General features: G+C 65.6%; 21 protein-coding genes. 20 read left to right on the forward strand and 1 reads right to left on the reverse strand.

The genetic code is table 11. From position 1 onward, the window contains the following. The first annotated feature begins 102 nt into the window (after positions 1-102). The 3 genes from AC1DQR_RS14380 to AC1DQR_RS14390 are packed head-to-tail and all read left to right on the forward strand — an operon-like array spanning position 103 to position 1,990. A complete protein-coding gene (locus tag AC1DQR_RS14380; RefSeq protein WP_477133193.1) occupies positions 103-1,257 on the forward strand; it encodes a hypothetical protein in 1,155 nt (384 codons plus the stop codon). Next, positions 1,254-1,580: a hypothetical protein gene (locus AC1DQR_RS14385; RefSeq protein WP_477133194.1), complete on the forward strand. Its 327-nt coding sequence runs from the start codon at positions 1,254-1,256 to the stop codon at positions 1,578-1,580. Before AC1DQR_RS14380 ends, AC1DQR_RS14385 begins: the two co-directional genes overlap by 4 nt. Before the next feature lie 14 nt (positions 1,581-1,594). Next, positions 1,595-1,990 (forward strand): hypothetical protein, encoded by a 396-nt coding sequence (locus AC1DQR_RS14390; RefSeq protein WP_477133195.1) that lies wholly within the window; start codon positions 1,595-1,597, stop codon positions 1,988-1,990. Positions 1,991-2,209: 219 nt separating this feature from the next. Here the strand turns inward: AC1DQR_RS14390 and AC1DQR_RS14395 are convergent, their stop codons facing one another. Beyond that, entirely contained in the window at positions 2,210-2,593 is a 384-nt protein-coding gene (locus tag AC1DQR_RS14395) for a hypothetical protein (RefSeq protein WP_477133196.1), read from the reverse strand. A gap of 215 nt (positions 2,594-2,808) precedes the next feature. Between AC1DQR_RS14395 and AC1DQR_RS14400 the strand changes: the two genes are divergently transcribed. The 17 genes from AC1DQR_RS14400 to AC1DQR_RS14480 all read left to right on the forward strand — a co-directional run bounded on the left by AC1DQR_RS14400 (position 2,809) and on the right by AC1DQR_RS14480 (position 20,165). After that, on the forward strand, positions 2,809-3,447 hold the full coding sequence (locus AC1DQR_RS14400) for a hypothetical protein (RefSeq protein ID WP_477133197.1): 639 nt from the start codon (positions 2,809-2,811) through the stop codon (positions 3,445-3,447). A gap of 140 nt (positions 3,448-3,587) precedes the next feature. After that, the gene (locus AC1DQR_RS14405) at positions 3,588-4,112 is read left to right on the forward strand and encodes a terminase small subunit (protein ID WP_477133198.1); all 525 of its coding nucleotides are present in this window, start codon (positions 3,588-3,590) and stop codon (positions 4,110-4,112) included. Continuing rightward, positions 4,096-6,201: a phage terminase large subunit family protein gene (locus tag AC1DQR_RS14410; protein ID WP_477133199.1), complete on the forward strand. Its 2,106-nt coding sequence runs from the start codon at positions 4,096-4,098 to the stop codon at positions 6,199-6,201. The genes AC1DQR_RS14405 and AC1DQR_RS14410 overlap by 17 nt, the downstream gene beginning before the upstream one ends. A 3-nt stretch (positions 6,202-6,204) precedes the next feature. Beyond that, positions 6,205-6,420, forward strand: a complete 216-nt coding sequence (locus tag AC1DQR_RS14415) for a DUF6148 family protein (RefSeq protein WP_477133200.1) — start codon at positions 6,205-6,207, stop codon at positions 6,418-6,420. Continuing rightward, positions 6,417-8,003, forward strand: coding sequence for a phage portal protein (locus tag AC1DQR_RS14420; protein ID WP_477133201.1), 1,587 nt, complete (start codon positions 6,417-6,419; stop codon positions 8,001-8,003). Before AC1DQR_RS14415 ends, AC1DQR_RS14420 begins: the two co-directional genes overlap by 4 nt. Before the next feature lie 38 nt (positions 8,004-8,041). After that, a complete protein-coding gene (locus AC1DQR_RS14425) occupies positions 8,042-9,403 on the forward strand; it encodes a S49 family peptidase (RefSeq protein ID WP_477133202.1) in 1,362 nt (453 codons plus the stop codon). Positions 9,404-9,443: 40 nt separating this feature from the next. Next, positions 9,444-9,818, forward strand: coding sequence for a DUF2190 domain-containing protein (locus AC1DQR_RS14430; protein WP_477133203.1), 375 nt, complete (start codon positions 9,444-9,446; stop codon positions 9,816-9,818). A 53-nt stretch (positions 9,819-9,871) separates the two neighbouring features. Further along, positions 9,872-10,807 (forward strand): hypothetical protein, encoded by a 936-nt coding sequence (locus tag AC1DQR_RS14435; protein WP_477133204.1) that lies wholly within the window; start codon positions 9,872-9,874, stop codon positions 10,805-10,807. A gap of 73 nt (positions 10,808-10,880) precedes the next feature. Beyond that, a complete protein-coding gene (locus AC1DQR_RS14440) occupies positions 10,881-11,096 on the forward strand; it encodes a hypothetical protein (protein ID WP_477133205.1) in 216 nt (71 codons plus the stop codon). Then, entirely contained in the window at positions 11,096-11,401 is a 306-nt protein-coding gene (locus AC1DQR_RS14445; RefSeq protein WP_477133206.1) for a hypothetical protein, read from the forward strand. The genes AC1DQR_RS14440 and AC1DQR_RS14445 overlap by 1 nt, the downstream gene beginning before the upstream one ends. Beyond that, positions 11,398-11,829, forward strand: coding sequence for a hypothetical protein (locus tag AC1DQR_RS14450; RefSeq protein WP_477133207.1), 432 nt, complete (start codon positions 11,398-11,400; stop codon positions 11,827-11,829). Before AC1DQR_RS14445 ends, AC1DQR_RS14450 begins: the two co-directional genes overlap by 4 nt. 9 nt (positions 11,830-11,838) lie before the next feature. After that, positions 11,839-12,057 (forward strand): hypothetical protein, encoded by a 219-nt coding sequence (locus AC1DQR_RS14455; protein WP_477133208.1) that lies wholly within the window; start codon positions 11,839-11,841, stop codon positions 12,055-12,057. Continuing rightward, positions 12,057-12,989, forward strand: coding sequence for a phage tail tube protein (locus AC1DQR_RS14460; protein ID WP_477133209.1), 933 nt, complete (start codon positions 12,057-12,059; stop codon positions 12,987-12,989). Before AC1DQR_RS14455 ends, AC1DQR_RS14460 begins: the two co-directional genes overlap by 1 nt. A 77-nt stretch (positions 12,990-13,066) precedes the next feature. After that, complete coding sequence (locus AC1DQR_RS14465; protein ID WP_477133210.1) at positions 13,067-13,414, forward strand: hypothetical protein; 348 nt, start codon at positions 13,067-13,069, stop codon at positions 13,412-13,414. 98 nt (positions 13,415-13,512) lie between these two features. After that, the gene (locus AC1DQR_RS14470) at positions 13,513-13,803 is read left to right on the forward strand and encodes a DUF1799 domain-containing protein (protein WP_477133211.1); all 291 of its coding nucleotides are present in this window, start codon (positions 13,513-13,515) and stop codon (positions 13,801-13,803) included. Between the two features lie 42 nt (positions 13,804-13,845). Then, entirely contained in the window at positions 13,846-18,681 is a 4,836-nt protein-coding gene (locus AC1DQR_RS14475) for a tape measure protein (RefSeq protein ID WP_477133212.1), read from the forward strand. Beyond that, a complete protein-coding gene (locus AC1DQR_RS14480) occupies positions 18,678-20,165 on the forward strand; it encodes a hypothetical protein (protein WP_477133213.1) in 1,488 nt (495 codons plus the stop codon). The genes AC1DQR_RS14475 and AC1DQR_RS14480 overlap by 4 nt, the downstream gene beginning before the upstream one ends.

A 20,165-nucleotide genomic window follows, 5' to 3' on the forward strand; every position in this document is an offset into this window, starting at 1 on the left:
CGCACCGGAAAGCGACCACGGTTGCGCCTGGGAAATGGGGTATTGCAATGAGCTTGAAGCGATGCGAGGCGAAGCCGCGCGGGGGCGTCGAGGGGCGGCCGCATGAGCGCGGGCTTCCTCACCACTGATCAGGAGTGGCGCGCGCTACGTTACGTCGACCACCTGGCACGCGATCTCTACGCGTCGCTGCGGCGCGACATGAACTTCAAGACAGGCATCGTGGGCGGCCCCGAGAAGGGCATCTCGTGGCAGTCCCTGCGCGAAGACACCGAGGTGCCTGGCCGGCCTGGGTTCAAGGGAATCAAGCCGTCCGAGCAGCAACTGCGCCGGCGTGCCCAGCAACTGGAGCAGTTCGGCCTGGTCCGCGCGATCAGCGGCAAGCTGCGGCTCAAGTTCCGTTTGCTGCTCGCATACACGGATACGCATGTCCAAAATAAAGCCGACAGTGGCGCAATAGGCCTCAAGGGGGGGCGCAAAGCTAAGCCGGGTAAGCGTTCCAAGGGTTATGCACAGGGTAATAGGGAACCGAAAGCCGACACACATCAGGGGTCGGGTAAAACCTATACCCAACCCAACCCTTCCCGCGGATCCGAGGCCGGTGGGGAACCCCTCAATCCACCCCCCCACGCCGTTGGCGCGGGGGGAGAGCAAGACCCCCAACTGCCTCCTGCGCCAGTGCAGCAGCTGGCGGCGGACGACAACCCCGAAGCCGGAGCAGATGGGACAGGCATTGATCTAGCCCCCCACGCCGATGGCGCGGGAGGCCAGCAGGTACCCCCAACGGCTCCCACAGAAGCGCAGCGGCTCTCAGAGGAACGGCAGAAGACCATCCAGTGCGGTGGGGATGGGCCTTCGGCCCGGCTTGCAGGGGGGGAGGGGTTCGAGTGGAAAGATGATCTGGACTGGCCAGTGTCGAGCAGTAAGGCGCAGAGAGCCTCCATGGCGATCGATCTCAAGGCGGTGAGCAAAGCGCAGGGGCAGCGCGTTTTGGACGAACTGCGGGGCGCTATGCAGGCCAACATCGTCAAGGACCCGTGGGCCTACTTCCACGCATTATTGCGGAATGCGCAAGAGCAGGGTGATGCGTGGAAGACCGTCTATGCGGACAAAATTGCCCTGGCCCGCGTCAAATACCGAGAGACACTTGCGGAGCAGGCGGCGCGCGATGCGGCGTTCGTGGCGAAGCTTCCGAAGCAGGCTGGGCCATCGACGGTGCTGGCAATGGTCAATACCCGCGGTCGGGGGCGGCGCAAATGAAGGCTGCCACATTGAGCGCGGAGAGCGCCTATGCCGAGGCAGTCAAGCAGGTTCGATTGCGTGTTGTTGGCGCGCCCAGCAATTGGCTGGGCTCACGGGCATTGTTCTGGTCGGCCGTGCGTTTTGGTTTCGAGCGCCTGCAGGCCTGTGCTTGGCCCGAGGCGAGATTGCACTGGGAAGCGCTGTGGTCAATGGCCGTGTGTGAACACCTGCCGCCGATCCCTGGTATTCCGGAAGCCGAGAACATGCCTTCGGACGCCACGGCGGCCGAGCTGGAATTCGCGCGGATGCGCGCTATCGTTGGAGGGACGGGGAAGCGATGACAGTCGGGAGTCGGTTGGACCAGCGCGAACGCGAGCGGCTGGAGTGGGCGGTCGAGCAGCTGCAGTCATGGGGCAAGTGGGCGAAGTCGGGTGGAGCGCCGAACGGCTATGGCGAGAGCTGCCTCACGCTTGAGGAGATCCGCTCGATGCCGTTGCGGTCGTTCATCCCAATGTCGCCGCCGGAGTGCGAGCAACTGCACGAGGCGCTGCGGCGGCTGCCGCTGGATCTGCGCAAGCTGGCCATGGCCTGGTATGTCGAGGAGCTTCCGCGCCAGAAGATCGGCGTGCGGCTCGGCGTCAGCGAAAGTCACGTCCGCAGGTTGCACAATTCGCTGCTGATCGCGTTGGAGTACTGCCTCAAAAATCCCCGTGCCAAGGTCCTGCCGCTGCGTCTGCTGCTCAAGCCCTGACGGCCGCGAATCCATTTTGCAATGGACCGTCTAATTTTCCTTTCGAATCATGTGATTAGGTAGGGGGTCAAGCGCGTACCCTTGTAATCCTGACCGGGTAGGGGTAGATTTCGGCTACGCTGTGGTTTCAGTGCGTGCAGTGAAAGCGAAGCCCGATCCGGTCTCTACCTGGTCGGGCTTTTTGCTTTCCGGGGCGGCATGGGCTGCTGGCCCTGGGTGTCATCGGTAACCGCCGAACACCAACTCAGTGGGGATACCGAGAGCTAAGGAGATTGGCACAAGCGCCTTGGCTGTGCGCTTGGATGGAGTGAGCTCAACCGCTCTCAGTTCCAGTTCGGTCATGCCGGCGACCGCAGCCAGTGTGGCGAAGGGAATGCCTCGATGGCTACACCACGCGTTGAGGATGCCGGTGCCCTTCATGTGGGCCATCACGACCACGCCGGGTAGCCCAGGTGGGCTGGGGGCCTTCTCCGTGAGAGTGGAGTCCTGGTATCGGCTTGTGCCGTTGATGCTGTGAACCACATCCACGATCTGATCCCATATCTCGATGGGGACCAGGGCGAAGTCCTCGCCGTCGCGTTCGATGATCTTGACCTTGATCATTTGATCTCCCTCTCCTGTATCGCGCCAGTCCGCTACTAGCTGCACGCTGAGAATAACAAGCTTTGCTTGGCAAACGGGCCGGCAGGATCTCCGCGTATTCCCTGCTCTAGCGGGGATTGGCGAGTTCTCAGGTTGTCTCCTCTCGCTCACTCGAGCGAGTTCTTGCGGGTCGGCGCCATGGGGTCCGGCCCGCTTCTTTATTTCCGGAGCTTGCAATGGCAACGGTGACAGTTGACGCAGACGGCGTGGTGCAGGCGTTCGGCCGGCAGCAGCGTCAGATGCCATTTGCGGTGGCTTACACGCTTACGCAGGTGGCGCGCTTGGCACGTGAGGCCGAGACCGCTGAGATCATGCAGGTGTTCGACAACCCTGCGCCGTTCACGCGCACAGCGGTGGGAACCATTCCGGCCAACAAGACATCGCTGGAATCCTCGGTGTTCATCAAGGACCGGCAGGCGCGTTACTTGCGCGCGGAGGTAGAGGGCGGCCAGCGGGACCTGAAGCCCTTCGAGAAGATCTTTGGCAAGGGTATTGCATTGCCGGGCGCCGGGGCGAGGTTGAATCAGTACGGCAACCTGACCAGGGCGACCATCAAGAAGATCGCGGCCGAACTCAATTCTTCTGGCACCTCCAAGCGATATTTCAAGGGCCAGCCGCGCGGGCACAACCTGCCCGAGGCGATCTACGCGCGTGTGGATGGGAACCGCAAGATCGTGCCGGTGCTGGTCTTCGCCACCAGCGCCGAGTACCAGAGTCGGCTGCGGTTCAGTGAGGTAGCTGAGCTGACGGCACGCGAGAGCTTCGCGCGCGAGATGCTGCAGGCCTGGGAGCGCGCGCTGGCCACGGCGCGGTAGCCGGCGGCCAGGGCGGGGCGCCCGGTGGGGTGCGGCCGGGCGCGCGCGGGTCCTTCCGGCCTCCCGTCTCACGGGGGTCATTCGCACCGCGTTCTTTTTCTAGATAAAAGGCCCTCTAGGGTTAGTTAGTTGGGGATTCCATGGGCAAGAAGGTGAACCTGCAGGAGCTGGCCGAAATCACCGGATTCACGGTGCAGACGCTGATCCGCTGGCAAGCGAGAGAGGGAATGCCTGTGGATCTGGCCGGTCAACGTGGCCGCGGCAACGAGTATGACACCGCGGCGGTAATCGCCTGGCACTCGCAGCGCGCGGTGGACCGCGCAGGCCTGTCCAGTCCGAAGGATGACCTGGACCGCGCGCGAAAGATCGAGGTTGAGCTGCGCATCGGCGAGAAGCTCGAGCTGCTGGCGCCGGCGGCCACCTTTGAGCGCCTGTGGACCGACCACGTCGAGGCGGCCAAGACCGAGATGCTGCTGCTGCCGGGCAAGGTGGCCGATGCCGTCTTCGAGGCGCACGACATCGAGATCGATGAGCAGCTGGTGCTGCCCTACATAGAGGAGTGCCTGGCGAAACTCCAACACCTGGACGAAGACGATGATGGAGATCCCGACTCTGAGCATCCTGACGATGCCGGAGACAGTGAGGAGGATGACGAAGACGGCTAAGCGCACGCTGCGCGTTGCTGTTTCGCGTTGGGCGTTGCCGCCCCGCATGAATGCGCTGGAGTGGGCGCGCAAGTATCGCTACCTGTCGAGCATCGAGGCCGATCGCGCCGGCAAGTATGACCCCGAGGTGACGCCTTACCTGTGCTGGCCGGGCAATCCGCTCGAGGCGCTCGATGATCCGACCGTGATCGAGGTGTGCTGCCAGAAGTCGGCGCAGGTCGCATGGACCTCGGGCGTGCTGGGCAACATCCTGTGCAAGTGGATTGACCTGGATCCGTCGCCGATCCTCGGCCTGTTCCCGAAAGAGGGCGCAGCCAAGGAATACATGGCCGAGAAATTCGAGCCGATGGTGAGCGCCACAAAGCGGCTGCGCAGGGCAGTGGACCTGCGCAGCCGAAAGGCGCAGCAGCGGATGCTGTTCAAGCGTTTCCGCGGCGGTTTCCTCAAGCTGGTCGGGTCGAACTCGCCTTCCAGCGTCAAGTCCAGCCCGATCCCGCGCATCTTTATCGAAGAACCGGACGACTGCAACCTGAACCTGCGCGGCCAAGGCGACTCGATCAAGCTGGCTAAAGAGCGGACCAAGACGTTCCGCCGCTCGCGGGTCAAGATCGTCATCGGCGGCACGCCCACGGTCGAGGGCACGTCGACCATCGCGGCCGAGATGGAGCTGTCCGACAAGCGCGTCGGCATGGTGCCTTGCCACCATTGCGGCGAGGAGCACGCGCTGAGCTTTGACTACCTCAAATGCCCCGAAGAGGAGGGGGCATCGCATCCGATCTTTGGCAAGAAGGTGCCGGAAAAAGCCTTCTACGTGTGCCCGCACTGCGGCGGGATCTGGAACGATGCCGAGAAGCGCCGGAACGTGAAGGCTGGCCGCTGGATGGCCACCGCGCCATTCAACGGTATCGCCGGCTACTTTATCAACGAGCTGTACAGCCCGTTTCCAGGCTCGGTGATGCCGACGCTGATGGAAAATTGGCTCACGGCGCTCCACCACCTGGCAATGGGCGATGAGAGCAAGTTGGTGGCATTCACCAACAGCTCGATGGGCGTGCCCTATTCGTTCAAGGGTGACCAGCCCAAGGCCGAAGAGCTGGCCGATCGCGCGCAACCGTATGACGCTGGCACGGTGCCGGCCGGTGGCCTGATGCTGGTGATGGGTGTCGACGTGCAGCCGGATCGCCTGGAGGTGATCGTGCGCGCGTATGGTCGCGGCGAAGAATCCTGGCTGGTGCGCTATGACCGACTGTATGGCCAGACAGCATTGATCCAGGATGATGTCTGGAACCAGCTCGATAAGCTGATTTTCGGAAAATACCGGCACGAGCGCGGCTTCGGTCTCGGCATCGCGGCGGTTTCCATCGACAGCTCAGACGGCAACACCTCCGATGCGGTCTACAAGTATGTGCGTTCCCGCCAGGGCCGCGGCGTGGCGCATGTCATGGCCATCAAGGGTGCGCGTAGCCCGGATGCCGAGATCTTCCGCAAGCCAGGCCCGGTGATGGAGACCAACAAGAAGAACACCAAGGCCGCGAAGTACGGCGTTTCGGTGTTTATGGTCGGCGTGGGCCGCGCCAAGGATCTGTTGATCGGTGAGCGCGGCCGCGTGGGTATGGAGGGCAAAGGACCTGGCCGCTTCCACGTCTACAAAGGTGTGATCGCCGACTACTTCGAGCAGCTGCTGGCCGAGGTTAAGGCGCCGGTGCGCCAGCAAAACGGGCACGTCATTCGCGCTTGGCTCAAGAAGGTGGGCAAGCGCAATGAAGCGCTGGACTGCGAGGTGTATGCCTTGCACGCAACGCGGGCCGCCAAGATCCACCTGATGCAGGAGCGGGACTGGGCCGCCCTGGAGGCGCGGCTATCGCAGGCCGGACTCTTCGACGAGCCGGCGCCGCCCGATCCGGTACCGACTCCGGAACCCGCTGCTGCACCGCGCGAGGTCGACGCGGAAGACGATGAAGACGACCAGGACGCACCGCCGGCGCGGCATCGACAGGCGCCTGCGGTGGTCACCACCAACGAAACCCCCAACTTGCCACCGCGACGCCGGCGCCGTTACGGCACCGTCTCAGGTGGCGTGGAGATATGACCCATGATTACCGTGGAGCAAGCACAGACGGCGCTCTCTGCCTGGTATGCCGCCAGCTTGGCGGTGGCCAAGAGCCAGTCCTATGAGATCGAGGGCCGCAAGCTGACGCGCGTGGATGCGGATGAGATCCGCAAGCAGATCGACTATTGGGAGATGCGGGTGGCGCAAGCGAAACGCGGCGGCCGCCGGATGCGGATCGGCTACGGGGTGGCGGAATGAAGGACGCCAAGCTGGGTGCCTTGCTGGCCGAGAAGCTGACGTTTCCAGACCGCGTGGTCAACTACTTCAACCCGGCCGCTGGCAATCGGCGCGCGCAGGCCCGCACAGCGCAGGCCTACTCGGGCGCCTATGACGGAGCCTCCCGCACCAAGCGCTCCCTGCGAAACTGGTTTGCCTTCGGCGGTTCGGCCGATGCGGATCTGCTGCCGGCGCTGGGAGAGCTGCGCAACCGCAGCCGCGACCTAGCGCGCAACAATCCGCTGGCGGTGGGCGCTATCAACACCGTGGTGACCAACGTGGTCGGCACCGGCCTCGCGCCGCAGCCGGCGATCGACGCCAAGGTGCTGGGACTGACCGAGGAGCAGGCGGCGGCCTGGCAGCAGCAGGCGCAGCTTGAGTTCTCGTTGTTCGCCGACAGCAAGGAATGCGACATCACTCTCGCGCAGACCTTCTATGAGATGCAGCAGCTGGTGTTTCGCTCCACCCTGGAAAATGGCGACATATTTGTGGTCACACCGATGCTGGAGCGACACCACACGGCCTACCGCACCCGCCTGCAGTTGATCGAGGGCGACCGTTGCTGTAATCCGAAAAACGCGCGCGATACCGACAAACTGGCGGGTGGCGTCGAGATGGACGAATACGGCGCGCCGGTCGCCTGCCACTTTCTGCGCTCGCATCCTGGCGGCCTGGGGGTGAGGGATCGAGTATGGGACCGGCGTGAAGTGTTCGGAACCAGCACCGGCCGGCGTAATGTCCTGCACCTGTTTGAGCGGAGGCGGGTTGGCCAGACGCGGGGCCAGCCTTACCTGGCAGCGGTCATTGATCCGTTGCGCCAGCTCGGCGTGTACACCGAGGCCGAGCTGGCTGCGGCGGTCGTGTCCGGCATGTTCACCGTGTTCATCAAGAGCGGCGACGGCGAAGGCCCGTTCCGGCCCGATGATGACGGGGATGACAAAGCGCCAGACTACCGGTTGGGCAAGGGCGCCATCATCCAGGGCGCACCGGGTGATAGCGTGGAGATCATCAACCCGGGGCGCCCCAACGCACTGTTTGATCCGTTCGTTCAATCGATCTTGCGCCAGATCGGCGTGGCGCTGGAGCTGCCGTTCGAGGTACTGATCAAGCACTACACCTCCAGCTATACCGCCGCGCGGGCTGCCATCCTGGACGCCTGGCGTTTCTTCAAAATGCGCCGCTTCTGGCTGGCCACCAACTTTTGCCAGCCAGTCTACGAGCTGGTGATGGACGAGGCGGTCTCGAATGGACGGCTTTCGGCTCCTGGCTACTTCGAGAACCCGCTGATCCGGCGCGCCTGGCTGGGTTGTCAGTGGGTGGGCGATGCACCAGGTGCGATCGATCCGCTCAAGGAAGCGCTGGCTTCGCAGAAGAACCTGGAGATCGGGCGTACCACGCTGGCCAAGGAAACGATGGCCTACGACGGTAGCAACTGGCTCGACAACCACGTGCAGCAGGCCAGGGAGACTGAGGCGCGCCGGCGCGATGGTCTGCTCGCCGAGGCCACGCCGCCGGCGCCACCGGATCCCAACGCGGATCCGCCGCCGGACAACGCCAACCAATAAGACCCGCCCTCCAAGGCGGGTTTTGCATTTCAGGAACGATGATGAATCGACTACTCGACGTTGTTACCGCACCCTGGGCCATCCTGCCAGGCAAGCTCATCGAGATCGTCGCCGCCTACGACGCGCGCATGTTGGGCGAGCAGGTCGACCTGCAGGCAGTAGCGGCAAGCCTTGGCCGGCCGCTGGGCAATGAGCCGCAAGATTACGAGATCGTCAACGGCGTGGCCGTGATCCCCATCATGGGCACGATCGCGCGCCGCGCCAACATGTTCAGCGACATTTCCGGCGGCGCCTCGAGCGACCTGGTGGCACGTGACCTGCGCTCTGCTGCCGCCAACAGCCGTGTGAACTCGATCCTGCTGCATATCGACTCGCCCGGCGGCACCGTGGCCGGCACTCAGCAACTGGCGGGCGTGGTGCGTGAAGTCGGCGCGGCCAAGCCGCTGGTGACGCTTGGCGACGGCACGATGGCCTCGGCGGCGTACTGGGTCGGCAGTGCGGCGAAGGCCGTCTACATCGCCGATGGCACCACCGAGGCCGGCTCGATCGGTGTTGTCACCAGTCACCGCGACGTGTCGCGTGCTGAGGAGCTGCGCGGTGTCAAGACCACCGAGATCTACTCCGGCAAGTTCAAGCGCATTGCCAGCAGTTATGCGCCGCTCTCCGAGGAGGGCAGGGCGTCAGTGCAGGACTACGTGGATTACCTGTACGGCCAGTTTGTCCAGGCCGTGGCCGACAACCGCGGCGCCAGCATAGACAAGGTGCTGACGGATATGGCTGACGGTCGGATCTTCGTCGGCCAGCAGGCCATCGACGCCGGCCTGGTCGACGGCATTGCCACGCTCGACCAGCTGGTAGGACGGCTCGCCGCCGGCGAGTTCAGCAAGACCGGGGCGCGCACTGCGCCCCCTTCAAAAACCCGGGCGGATCTGCCCACCACTCCGAAAGGAACCTCTATGAGCATCAAGACCCGCGAAGAGCTGGCGGCGGAATCGCCCGAGCTGCTGCAGCAAATCGAAGCCACCGCGCATGCGGCAGGCGCCACCGCCGAGCGCGAGCGCATCCTGGGCATCGAGACCCATGCCATGGCCGGCCATGAAAAGCTGATCGCCACGCTCAAGGCAGATGGCAAGACCACGCCGGACCAGGCCGCCGCGCAGGTGCTGGCCGCCCACCGCGGTGCGCTCGCGGCACAGGCTACTGCGCTGGTGGTCGATGCGCCCAATCCGCTGCCGGCCAAGCCCAGCAACGCGGACGCCGGCGAAAAGAAGGCGCCGACCCAGCAGGAAATCAGCGCGCGCGCGACCGAGCTGATGCAGGCGGCTATGGCAAGCGGTCAGCGTATGAGCTACGCAACGGCCGCCACCAAGGCGCAAAACGAGCTGTTGGCGCAGGCCTGATCGCGCCCGCTAATCCCTCACCCCATTACAGGAAACCACCATGAGCAATCCGGGACTCATCAAGACCCACATCGCCGATGGCGCAATCGGCAAGTTCCGCATCGTCGCGCAGGGCGCCAGTGACGGCGCCGTCAAGCAGGGTACGTCCGGCACCGATTCGCTGCTTGGCGTTACCGAAGGCTTCGCGTATGTCGCTGGCGATCGCCCCAGCATCGTGCGCAGCGGCATCGCGGATGTCGAGTATGGCGGCGCTGTCACGCGCGGCGCGCCGCTGACCTCCGACGCCAGCGGGCGCGCCATCGTGGCGGCACCGGGAGTCGGCGTCAACATGCGCACCATCGGCTTCGCTGAAGTCTCCGGCGTGCTCGGCGATATCGGCTCGGTGCTGGTCTGCCCCAACCAGATCCAGGGCTAAGCCGCCGGCCGCCTGCAGTTCTTCTCTTTCATTCGCAATTCCAGGAGTCATACATGCCGACACCCGCCGCACCGTACCCGATCAATGTGCCGCTCATTCAGGCCGTGGTCATCGCCTACAGCAACCGCAGTCTGATCGCCGATGCGATCATGCCGCGCGTTCCGGTTGGCAAGGCCGATTTCAAATACCTGGTGCAGAACATGGTGGACCAGTTCACCGTGCCCGACACCAAGGTCGGCCGCAAGGCCAAGCCCAACCAAGTCGAAAGCGTGGGCGAGATGCTGACCGCTTCGGTGGTCGACTACGGCCTGGACGAGATCGTGCCGCTCGAAGACATCACCAATGCGCCGGAGGGGGTCGACCCGCTGGCCACCGCGGCCGAGTTTGTCATGAAACTCGTGCTGCTCGACCGCGAGGTGCGCGTGGCTAACACCGTCTTCAATCCGGCCAACCACGCCAACAAGGTCACCTTGAGCGGATCCTCGCAGTGGTCGGACTACACCAGCTCGGATCCGATCAGCGGAATCCTGACGGCACTCGACGTCCCGGTGGTGCGCCCGAACGTTCTGACCCTCAGTCGTCCCGTCTGGACCAAGCTGACGCTGCACCCCAAGGTCATCGACTACGTCAACGGCAAGGGCGGCACCTCGGGCGGCGTCTCGCGCCAGCAACTGGCTAATGCGCTCGAGCTGGAGGAGATCCTGGTTGGCGACGCCTTCGTCAACACCGCACGCAAGGGTCAGCCCATGGCCCTGCAGCGCACCTGGGGCAAGCACGCGGCCCTCACCTACCGCGAGGTGCCATCGGACACCAGCCGATCGACCACCTGGGGCTTCACCGCGCAGCTGGGCGAGCGCGTCGCCGACTCCGATTTCGGCAAGGACCACGGTGGCCTGAAGGGCGGCTACCGGGTTCGTGCCGGCGAGAGTGTGAAGGAGCTGGTGACTGCAGCGGACCTGTCGTACTTCTTCCAGAACGCGATCGCCTAAGCGCTCTCGCGCTGAAGGGGAATTTTCCACAACGGTCCGCTACACGCGGGCCGTTCCCATTTCGAGGAGCAGCATGAAAGTCAAAGCAAACTGGCCGGTCGACACCGGCAAGAAGGTCCACCAGGCCGGCGCGGAGTTCGACGTGAGCAAAGAGGAGGCGGAGGCGCTGGAGGCCGCCGGCGCGGTCGAGATCCTCGGGCGCAAAAAGGCGGACGAAAAGCCCGAGGACGGCGGCAAGAAGGGGGCGGATGGCGGGGGCGATGACGATCCCACGCCGCCGGCGGCCTGATGCTGGCCGACGAGGATCTCGACAGCTTTGTCGAGGACTTTGGCGACATGGTGAAGGTGGCCGGCCGGGGCATCGAGCAGCTGGCGCTGCTGAGCCTGGTGCCGGGCGAGACGCTGAGCGGCCTGTCACGTGCTACCGGCGTGCAGCTGATCGGCCGCGCCGATGTGTTCGGCATCCTGACCGCAGCTGACGTGGTGGACGTGACCGAAGGCAACAGCGCAGGCCTCTACAACCCGGTCGGCCCGCCCGCCAAGCACGGCGATGGCGCGTTTGTGAAGATCGACCTTAACCCGGTGCCGACATGACCACGCTACGAGAGGTAATGGCCGCCGGCGTGTTCCAGGCACTCCAGGCTGTGCCCACGCTGCAGGGGAAGGGCCTGGCGTTCTCCCGGTCCCTGTTCGAAGCGCTGGACATGCGTGGCAAGAAGGGCGTGCTGGTGGTTCACCACGGGCAGGAGCAACTGGGTGCCGAGTCCACGGCCAGCGTCGATCGACATACCGAGCTGCTGGTCACGCTGGTGACGCGGGATGCCGACCCTGGGCAGATTTCCGAGGCTGTTCTGGAGTTCGTCCACCCGGTGGTGATGGCATTCACGCATCCGGCCCTGATTGACCTCGGTGAGCTGGGTTCGGATGCGCCGAGCTACGACAACCTGGGCGGGAACGTCAGTGCCCGCACCGTCCACTATGACCTGTTCTACCGCACCAGTCGCGACAGCCTGAGTGCATAGGAGATCCACATGAAGACATCGAGAGCCGCCGCGCCGGCGGACGGGGACGCTGCGGCAGCCGCGCCCCCTGACTCGGCGGGCGTGCTTGCTACCGATGAATACGCCGGCATGGCGGGCGTGTTCGAGTTCGACCCGGCCACCGGCAAGCGCCGCCCGATCTCCGGGCCGGCATTTGATGCAGCAGCAGCTGCAGCCCAACCTGATACGCAACCCGAGGAGCAAGCGTAATGCCGAAGCTCAATCGCAAGACGGTGCTACTGGTGAAGACCGAGACGGTGCCAGGCACTGACTCTGTGCCCACCGGCGGCGCCAACGCCATCCTGGTGAAGTCGGCGACGATCCAGCCACTGGTGGCCGAGAACGTGCCCCGCAACCTGATCCGTGCCTTCTTCGGCAACAGCGAGCAGCTGCCGGCCGGCATCCACAGCGAGCTGGATTTCGAAGTGGAGCTGGCCGGATCCGGCGCGGCCGGCACGGCGCCCGCCTGGGGACCGCTGATCCGCGCCTGCGGGATGTCCGAGACCGTCACTGCGGCCACCGACGTGAAGTATGCGCCGGTCACCGGCAGCAATGAGACGGTCTCGATCTATGCCTATATCGATGGCCTGCTGCATAAGCTGCTGGGTTGCATCGGCACCGTGGCGTTTGACATCACCGCCAAGCAGATCCCGGTGATGCGTTACAAGTTCCTGGGCACCTTCAGCCCGGTGACCGATGCCGCCAATCCGGCGGGCGTCGATTACACGAAGTTCAAGCGCCCCAGCGTGGCCAACAAGACCAATACGGCCGCCTGGTCGATGCAGGGCTACACCGGCCCGCTGCAGGCACTGCAGATCGATCTGGCCAATACCCTGGTCTGGCGCTCGCTGATCGGCTACGAAGGTGTCGCGCAGACCGATCGCCAGTCCTCGGGCAGCATCAACATGGAGTTGACCACGGTCGCCTCGAAGGACTGGTGGGCGACGGTGCGCGATGTCGTGACCGGCGCACTGTCGATCACGCATGGCACGGTGGTCGGCAACATCGTCAAGATCGACGCGCCGGCGGTGCAGATGTCGAATCTGGCCTATGCCGACCAGGACGGTGTGGCGATGATGAGTTCCACGCTCACCATCAACCCTTCGGTGGGTAACGACGAGCTGGTCATCACCGTCAAGTAGCGACCTGGTCGCACAATCCACAACCCAGAACAAGGCCCGCCACCGCGCGGGCCTTTTGTATTGCTTAGGAGATCCCCATGACATTCAAGCTGTCGGTAAAACCCACCTTTGGCGTGCGCGTGCTCGTCGAGATCCTCAACGAGAAGGGCCTTCTGGAGAAATCCCAGTTCCTGGCCATCTTTACCCGTTACACGGTGGATGAGCTGGAGCTGCTCAAGGCCCGCTGGCTGGTCGAGGGCCGGGACGATCCGGTCTGGCTCGCGCGGGAGGTCCTGGTCGACTGGAAGGAATTGATCGCCGACGACAATTCCGTCGCGGAATACAACGAGGAGAACAAGGCGTTCCTGCTCAGCATCCCGCCGGTGGTCGCAGCGCTGCAGCAGGCGTTCTGGGACAACGTGATCACCGCACGCGCAAAAAACTGATCGCGGCCGCGCGCCACTGGGCCGGCGCCCGTGAGGATGAATTCGAGGCCGACGCGGACGTCGCCGATGCCCTGGAGGCAATCGGCGCGCCGGCGGACGTGCTCGAGGCGGTGCGCGCGCGGCCGAGCGGTGAAGATTTTCTGTACTACGCGGATAACCAGGAGTCGCTGTTCCTCTTCTTCGACCTGGAGCACCAGTGGAATCACGTTGGCTCGATGGCCGGCGTGAGCCGCACGGGACTCAACTACCCGGCCGTCGAGAGCGTGATGCGGATCCAGGGCATCGAGCGCAAGCGGCGGGCGGCGCTGTTCGCGGATCTGCAGTTGATGGAACGGGCGGCGCTCAAGGTCTTCCTCGAGGAGGCGGAGAAGCGCCGCGCAACAGACTAGGCACCCGCTACGGCGGGTGTTTTCAATTGAGGGGAGGGGCCTGTGTCCGAACTCGGAAACATGGTGGTCAGGTATCGCGCGGATCTGGCCGACTACAACCAGGGAATGGCCGCCGGCGCCGCGACCGCCAAGCGGTTCGGGCGCGATGTGGAGCAATCCCTGCAGGGGTCGGCCACCCGGGCAGAACAAAGCGCCGCGGTGGTGGCCCGCAGCAGCGCGCAAATGTCGGGGTCGATCAGCCGTGTGGTGGAGTCCACCGGCACGCTGAATCGCCAGTTTGATGGCCTGATGCGCACCATCGGCGGCATCGGCCTGGGTCTCACCATCACCGAAATGGTGAGCATGTCGGACGCGTCGACCAACCTGGCCGCGCGTATCGGTCTGGTGTCGTCGTCGGCGCAGGCCGCGACACAGACGCAGGCGGCGCTGTATGACGTGGCGCAGCGCACGCGCCAGCAATGGGCGGGCGTCGCGCAGACGTATTCCTACCTGGCCAAGGCCGGGCAGGAGATGGGCGTCAGTCAGGACAAGATCCTGCGCGTCACAGAGAACGTGTCCAAGGCGATCGCGCTCAGCGGCAGCTCGGCGGAATCCACGCAGGCTGCCCTGGTGCAGTTCTCGCAGGGCCTGGCCAGCGGCACGCTGCGCGGTGAAGAGCTCAATTCGGTGCTGGAGCAGGCGCCGCGCCTGGCGCAGGCGCTGGCCGATGGCCTGGGCGTCTCGATTGGCGAACTGCGCAAGCTCGGCGAAGAGGGCAAGCTGGTGCCGGCGCAACTGCTGGATGCGCTCGACAAGGCGGGCAAGCAGCTGAGCGCCGAGTTTGCCTCGATGCCGCTGACGGTCGAGCAGTCGTTCACCCAGCTGCAGAATGCGCTGATGAAGCGCATCTCGGACATGAACGAGGCCTCGGGCGTGTTCCGCAAGCTGGCGGACGGCGTTTCGTTCCTGGCCATGAACCTGGACTATGTGACCGCGGCGCTCACCGGCCTGGTGGCGGCCAAGGCAGCGGATTGGGCACTCAATGCGGCGTCTTCGTTCGCTCGCAAGGCTGATGCCACCTTTCTGCTGACGCAGGCCACCCGCCAGCAGACCACGGCGACCCTGCTGGCCATCGAGACGGATGTGGCGCATACCGCGTCGCAGGTCGCTGATGCGGCCGCGACATCCGCCGGCATTGGGGTGGCCCGGGCTGACCAGCTGGCCAAGCTGGCCAGCGCCAATGCCGCACTGCAGAGTGCCGAGGCCACCATCGCGGCCGCGACCGCCACCGGCGCGCTCTCCGGCTCGCTGCGCCTGGTGCGCGAGGCCGAGCTGCAGGCAACGGCGGCGACCGTCGCGCGCTCAGCGGCGATGGCAGAGCTGGCCGTGCTGGGGCAGCAGCAGGCCCGGGTGAACCTGCAGATTGCGGCGGCCACCGAGGCCAACGCCGCCGCGCAGCGCACGCTGGCCGCGGCGCAGACAGCCGGTGCCGCCGGCGCCAGCATCGCCACGCGTGCCCTCGGCGTGCTGGGCGGTCCCCTGGGCGCGGTGGTGACCGTGCTGGGCCTGGGCGTCACGGCCTGGGAGATGTACTCGGCCCGCCAGCGGGAATCGGCGCGCGAGGCAGTGGATTCGTCGGGCAAACAGGTCGCGGTCAGCGGGCAGTCGACGCAGCAGATCATCGATGACCTGAACAAGCAGATTGCCAAGTACCGGGAGCGCAACGAGATCCGGGATGGCACGCCATCGGGCGACTCGGCCAGGCTGGTCGACCAGAAGCAGCGCCTGGCGGATCTGCGTGCCAAGAATGCCGCCATCACGCCGGCGCAGCGGGCGGCCAACCCGTACAACCCGGATCTGCTGGATGAGGCCCGGCTTGAAAACGCCCTGGTCGCCGCCGAGGCAGCCATGCGCGCCGAGCGCGTGCGCAAGCTGGAGGCGGAAAACCAGAAGTTCGAGAACCAGCTCAAGGGGGTCAACGAGAATTACGAGAAGTACGTCACCACGCAGAAGGCGCTGCTGGCCGAGGGCGCCATCACGCTGACCACGTACACCTCGCGCGTCAAGACGGCCTATGACAAGTGGGCTGGGGGCGCCAAGGATGCCGAGGAGGCCAACAAGGCCTTCCAGAACATGCTGGGCGGCCAGATGGCGGCCATCGAGCAGCAGAGCAAGTTGCGCGAGGATACGCTCAAGCGCGAGCTGACCAACGTCGACCGCCTGCGCCGCAATGGGCAGATCACCGAGTCCGAGGCGCTCGCACGCAGCTATGACGCGCGCGAGACCGCGCTGCAGGGCGAGCTGGCGCAGGCCAAGCAGCTGGAGGAGCTGGCCGCCGGCAAGAAGGAAATGGCCGCGCGGCAGAAGTACCGCGGCGAGCGCGTGCGCATCGAGGCCGAACTCACGGCCATTGGCCAGGAGCGCATCAACGCGCTGCAGGACCAGAACGACCAGCTCTATCGGCAGCAGGCTGAGCTGGACCAGAAGACGCTGCTGGGTATCGAGCAGCGTATCGTGGCCGTCCGCCAGGAGACGGACCTGTACGGCCAGTTGCCTTCCACCATCGAGTCCGTCACGGTGGCTCGGATGCGCGAGCGCCGGGAGGCGATTGCGATGCTGGATCCCATGAGCGAGCAGCTCAAGGCGATCGATGCGGAGATCGAGGCGCGGGAGCGCCTGCGCGATGCGCTGTACACCAAGGAGGCCACCGAAGCGCACCACGACCAGGTCAAGAAGACCGAGGAGGAGTGGAAGCGGCTCTCCAACGAGCTGGGGCAGGGCCTGACGGATTCGTTCTTCCGGGCCTTCGAGTCGGGCAAGGACTTCGGCCGGACCTTCTTCGACGGCCTCAAGAACATGGCCAAGACCACGCTGCTGCGCATTCCCATCCAGTACGTGCAGAACGGCATCCTCGCCGCCTTTGGCATGGGCGGTACTAGCGGCACGGGTGGGGATGCCATCTCCGGCATCTCGAACCTGTACGGTGCCTATGACAAGCTGAAAACGGGTTACGGCCTGGTGTCGGGCTGGTTGGGCGGCGGTGGCGGTGCTGCGGCCACCGGCAGCATGTTCGGCGGTGCCGGCTTTCTGTCGGGCGGCATGTTCGGCGCCGGCGCCGGTGCGTCGATCTATGGCGGTGGCGCGGCGGGCGTCGCGTATGGTGCCAATGCCGGGCTGTCGCTGTATGGCACCGGCACGGCGATGTCGCTCTCGGGCGGCACCGCCGGTCTCGGTGCTGCGGCAGGCTCTGCCGGCGCCAGCAGCGCAGGCCTGGCCAGCGGGTTCAGCGGCGCGATGGCATCCGTGCCCATTGCCGGCTGGGTTGCGGCGGGGATGGCCGCGGCCGACTCGCTGTTCTCCAAGGGCTGGGACTACCAGAAGGTCGACGTGAACACGCTGGGCAAGGTGTACGGCGCGGCCACGTTTGGCGCCGACCGGCTCCTGCGCGGCATCGGGCTGAGCGATCGCGTTGCCAACCTGCTGTCCGGCGCCTCGACCATCACGGCGCTGTTCGGCCGCAAGAAGCCGGAAGTGCAGGCGTCGGGTATCGAGGGGACGTTCACGGCGGATGGCTTCTCTGGCCAGGGCTTTACCGACTGGAAGGCGAAGGGGGGATGGTTCCGCAGCGACAAGAAGTGGACCGACTACTCGGCGCTCGATGACCAGCAGTCGGCGATGCTTGGCGGGGCGGTCAAAGGCTCGCTGGGCTTCTATCGCAACCTGGACAAGCTCGCCGGCGGCGCAGGCCTGTCCGATCGCCTGGGGTCGTTCAGCTACAGCGTGCGGACCGATCTGCGCGAGCAGTCGGCGGTCGACCAGATGCTCAAGGACATGGCCAACTCCATGGGGCGGCAGCTGCTGCCCGAGCTGGAGCGCTTCCAGAAACAGGGCGAGTCGATCTCAGACACTGCGCAGCGCCTCACCGATGTGTTCTCGGCGACCAACATCGCCGCTTCGGTGCTGGGCAAGACCACCGAGCGCGCCTTCGGTGGGCTGGGGCTGTCGACTGCGCAGGTACGGCAAAGCCTGGTCGACCTGGCCGGCGGGCTGGAGGCCTTCAACAGCAAGGTGGCGGACTACTACGCGGGCTATTTCTCTGAGGAGGAAAAGATCGGCCGCCTGCGTGAGCAGCTGAACGGCAGCTTCCGCGAGCTGGGCTTCGTCATGCCCTCCACCCGGCGCGGTTTTCGTGACTTGGTGGAGTCGATGGACCTCAGCACGGAGGAGGGCCAGACGCTGTTTGATGCCCTGATGAACCTGGCGCCGTCGTTCGGCCAGGTGGCGGATGCGGCGGCCGCGGCGATGGAGGCCACCAAGGCCTTTAGCGACCAGGTCAAGGCGTTCCAGGATGGGCTGAAGCTGGGCAACCTGTCGACGCTCACGCCCGAACAGCAGTATGCGGAGGCCAAGCGGCGCTATGAGGAGACATCCTCCAAGGCGCTGGGTGGTGACGCTGACGCGCGATCGCAGTGGACGCAGATCGCGCAGGCCTTCCTGGAGGCCTCGCGGGCCTACTACGCCAGCGGTGGCAAGTATGCCGCTGACTTCGACCTGGTCAACGCCTTCCGCCCTGACGGCTCGCACGCCAACGGCCTCGCCTATGTGCCTTTCGACGGGTACCGGGCCGAGCTGCACGAGGGCGAGCGGGTGCTGACCCGGGCAGAGAACGTCCGGCTCAACCAGGCGCCGAATTGGTCGGAGTATGGCCGTGGCGGCAACGCTGCCCTGGTGGAGGAAGTCAAGGCACTGAGGGCCGAGCTGCAGGCGCTGCGCGATGACGGCCGCACGCAGGCCGTGGCGCGCATGCAGCAGGCGGAGGCGAGCCACCAGGAGGCTGTTGCGGTGGCCGGCAGGCAAGTCCGGCTGCTCGATGAGATGGTCAACGAGAGCAAACAATGACGATAGCGATAGAGGTAAGCGCCTGGCGGATCTCGGCCGCGGCGGTGGAGGTGCTGCGCTTCTCCAGCGCAGGCTTCACCACGCGGCCGACCGATACCCCGGGCAATGCGTATTTCGAGGGGCGCCTGCTCGAGCAGCCGCGGCTGTCGCGCACGCTGTTCGATCGGGCGACCACCTACGGCGCCTCGCGCGCCTCGGCCGGCAAGATCCGGCTGAACAACACCGGCGGCGGGCTGGACAGCCTGGTCACCGACTATGCGTTCGATGGCCGGCCTTTCACCGTGAAGGTGGGCCAGCCTGGTGCGCCGGTGTCGGGCTGGGCTACGGTGATGTCGGGGCTGCTCGATGACGTGAGCGCCGATGATGGCGCCATGAGTCTGCAGGTACGCGATCGCCTGGCTTTCCTGGGGCGGCCACTGGCCCGGCCAAAGTATGCCGGCAGCAACGTGCTCCCGGACGGCGTGGAGGGCACCAAGGACGATCTCAAGGACCAGTACAAGCCACGCGTCTATGGCGCCGTGCTCAATGTGCCGGCCAAAGCCGTCAACACCTCCAAGCTGGTGTACCAGGTGTCGGACCAGGCCTGCACCGTGAGCGCGGTCTACGACAACGGCGTCGCGCTCGCACGGGGCGCCGACTACGCCAGCCAGGCCGAGCTGCTGGCCACCGCGCCGGCGGCGGGCGCCTTCCGCTGCTGGCTTGGCCTGTTTCGGCTGGGGAGTACTCCGGCCGGCCAGGTGACTGCTGATGCCGGCACCGTCGAGCAGCGTGCTGGTGCGCTGCTCAAGCAGCTCGCCCTCGATGCGGAGATCGTGGCTGGCGACATCCAGGACGCGGACGTAGCGGCCCTCAACGCCGCCAATGCCGCGCCGGTCGGCGTGTGGGTCGACGGCGAGGTGAGCGCGCAGGCGGTGATGGATGAGTTGGCCAACGCCATCGGCGCCTGGTACGGCTTCGATCGCGTCAACCGGCTGCGCATGGGTCGCCTGACAGCGCCGAGCGGCGTGCCGGTGGCGCGCTGGTCGCCCAACTCGGTCACCAGCCTGGTGCTGCGTTCCGCCGGCGTGCCGAGCTGGCGTGCGGTGGTGCGCTTCGGCCGCAACTACACGGTGCAGGCACAGCCTGCCGGCAGCGTGGCGCAGGCACGCAAGGCCTTCCTGGCGCAGGAGTACCGGCAGACCGCGGTGGAGGTCGCGGCCGTCAAGATGGCGTGGCCCTCGTCGGAAGAGATCACGTTTGACTCGGCCCTGGTCGCCGAGGCCGACGCCGCAGCCGAGGCGGCCAGGCGCAGTGCGCTGTATAGCGTGCGGCGCATCCTGGTCGACGCGGAGATCCCGCTCTCGGAGCTGGGCGACCTGGTGGACCTCGGTGTAGTGGTCGCCCTGGATCACCCGCGCTACGGCCTCGCAGGCCGCCTGCTGCGGGTGATTGGACTGGATGCCGGTGTCGACTCCGACACCGTGAAACTGACATTGTGGGGGTAG

It is taken from the genome of Cupriavidus sp. 05L411 (assembly GCF_056398045.1).

Bases quoted from the DNA above. Each gene is read 5' to 3' on its own strand.
- AC1DQR_RS14400 (WP_477133197.1), top strand. From the start codon at position 2,809: ATGGCAACGGTGACAGTTGACGCAGACGGCGTGGTGCAGGCGTTCGGC.
- AC1DQR_RS14385 (WP_477133194.1), top strand. From the start codon at position 1,254: ATGAAGGCTGCCACATTGAGCGCGGAGAGCGCCTATGCCGAGGCAGTC.
- AC1DQR_RS14465 (WP_477133210.1), top strand. From the start codon at position 13,067: ATGACATTCAAGCTGTCGGTAAAACCCACCTTTGGCGTGCGCGTGCTC.
- AC1DQR_RS14445 (WP_477133206.1), top strand. From the start codon at position 11,096: ATGCTGGCCGACGAGGATCTCGACAGCTTTGTCGAGGACTTTGGCGAC.
- AC1DQR_RS14480 (WP_477133213.1), top strand. From the start codon at position 18,678: ATGACGATAGCGATAGAGGTAAGCGCCTGGCGGATCTCGGCCGCGGCG.
- AC1DQR_RS14410 (WP_477133199.1), top strand. From the start codon at position 4,096: ATGACGAAGACGGCTAAGCGCACGCTGCGCGTTGCTGTTTCGCGTTGG.
- AC1DQR_RS14450 (WP_477133207.1), top strand. From the start codon at position 11,398: ATGACCACGCTACGAGAGGTAATGGCCGCCGGCGTGTTCCAGGCACTC.
- AC1DQR_RS14435 (WP_477133204.1), top strand. From the start codon at position 9,872: ATGCCGACACCCGCCGCACCGTACCCGATCAATGTGCCGCTCATTCAG.
- AC1DQR_RS14395 (WP_477133196.1), bottom strand. From the start codon at position 2,593: ATGATCAAGGTCAAGATCATCGAACGCGACGGCGAGGACTTCGCCCTG.
- AC1DQR_RS14420 (WP_477133201.1), top strand. From the start codon at position 6,417: ATGAAGGACGCCAAGCTGGGTGCCTTGCTGGCCGAGAAGCTGACGTTT.
- AC1DQR_RS14455 (WP_477133208.1), top strand. From the start codon at position 11,839: ATGAAGACATCGAGAGCCGCCGCGCCGGCGGACGGGGACGCTGCGGCA.
- AC1DQR_RS14425 (WP_477133202.1), top strand. From the start codon at position 8,042: ATGATGAATCGACTACTCGACGTTGTTACCGCACCCTGGGCCATCCTG.
- AC1DQR_RS14460 (WP_477133209.1), top strand. From the start codon at position 12,057: ATGCCGAAGCTCAATCGCAAGACGGTGCTACTGGTGAAGACCGAGACG.
- AC1DQR_RS14380 (WP_477133193.1), top strand. From the start codon at position 103: ATGAGCGCGGGCTTCCTCACCACTGATCAGGAGTGGCGCGCGCTACGT.
- AC1DQR_RS14405 (WP_477133198.1), top strand. From the start codon at position 3,588: ATGGGCAAGAAGGTGAACCTGCAGGAGCTGGCCGAAATCACCGGATTC.
- AC1DQR_RS14430 (WP_477133203.1), top strand. From the start codon at position 9,444: ATGAGCAATCCGGGACTCATCAAGACCCACATCGCCGATGGCGCAATC.
- AC1DQR_RS14415 (WP_477133200.1), top strand. From the start codon at position 6,205: ATGATTACCGTGGAGCAAGCACAGACGGCGCTCTCTGCCTGGTATGCC.
- AC1DQR_RS14440 (WP_477133205.1), top strand. From the start codon at position 10,881: ATGAAAGTCAAAGCAAACTGGCCGGTCGACACCGGCAAGAAGGTCCAC.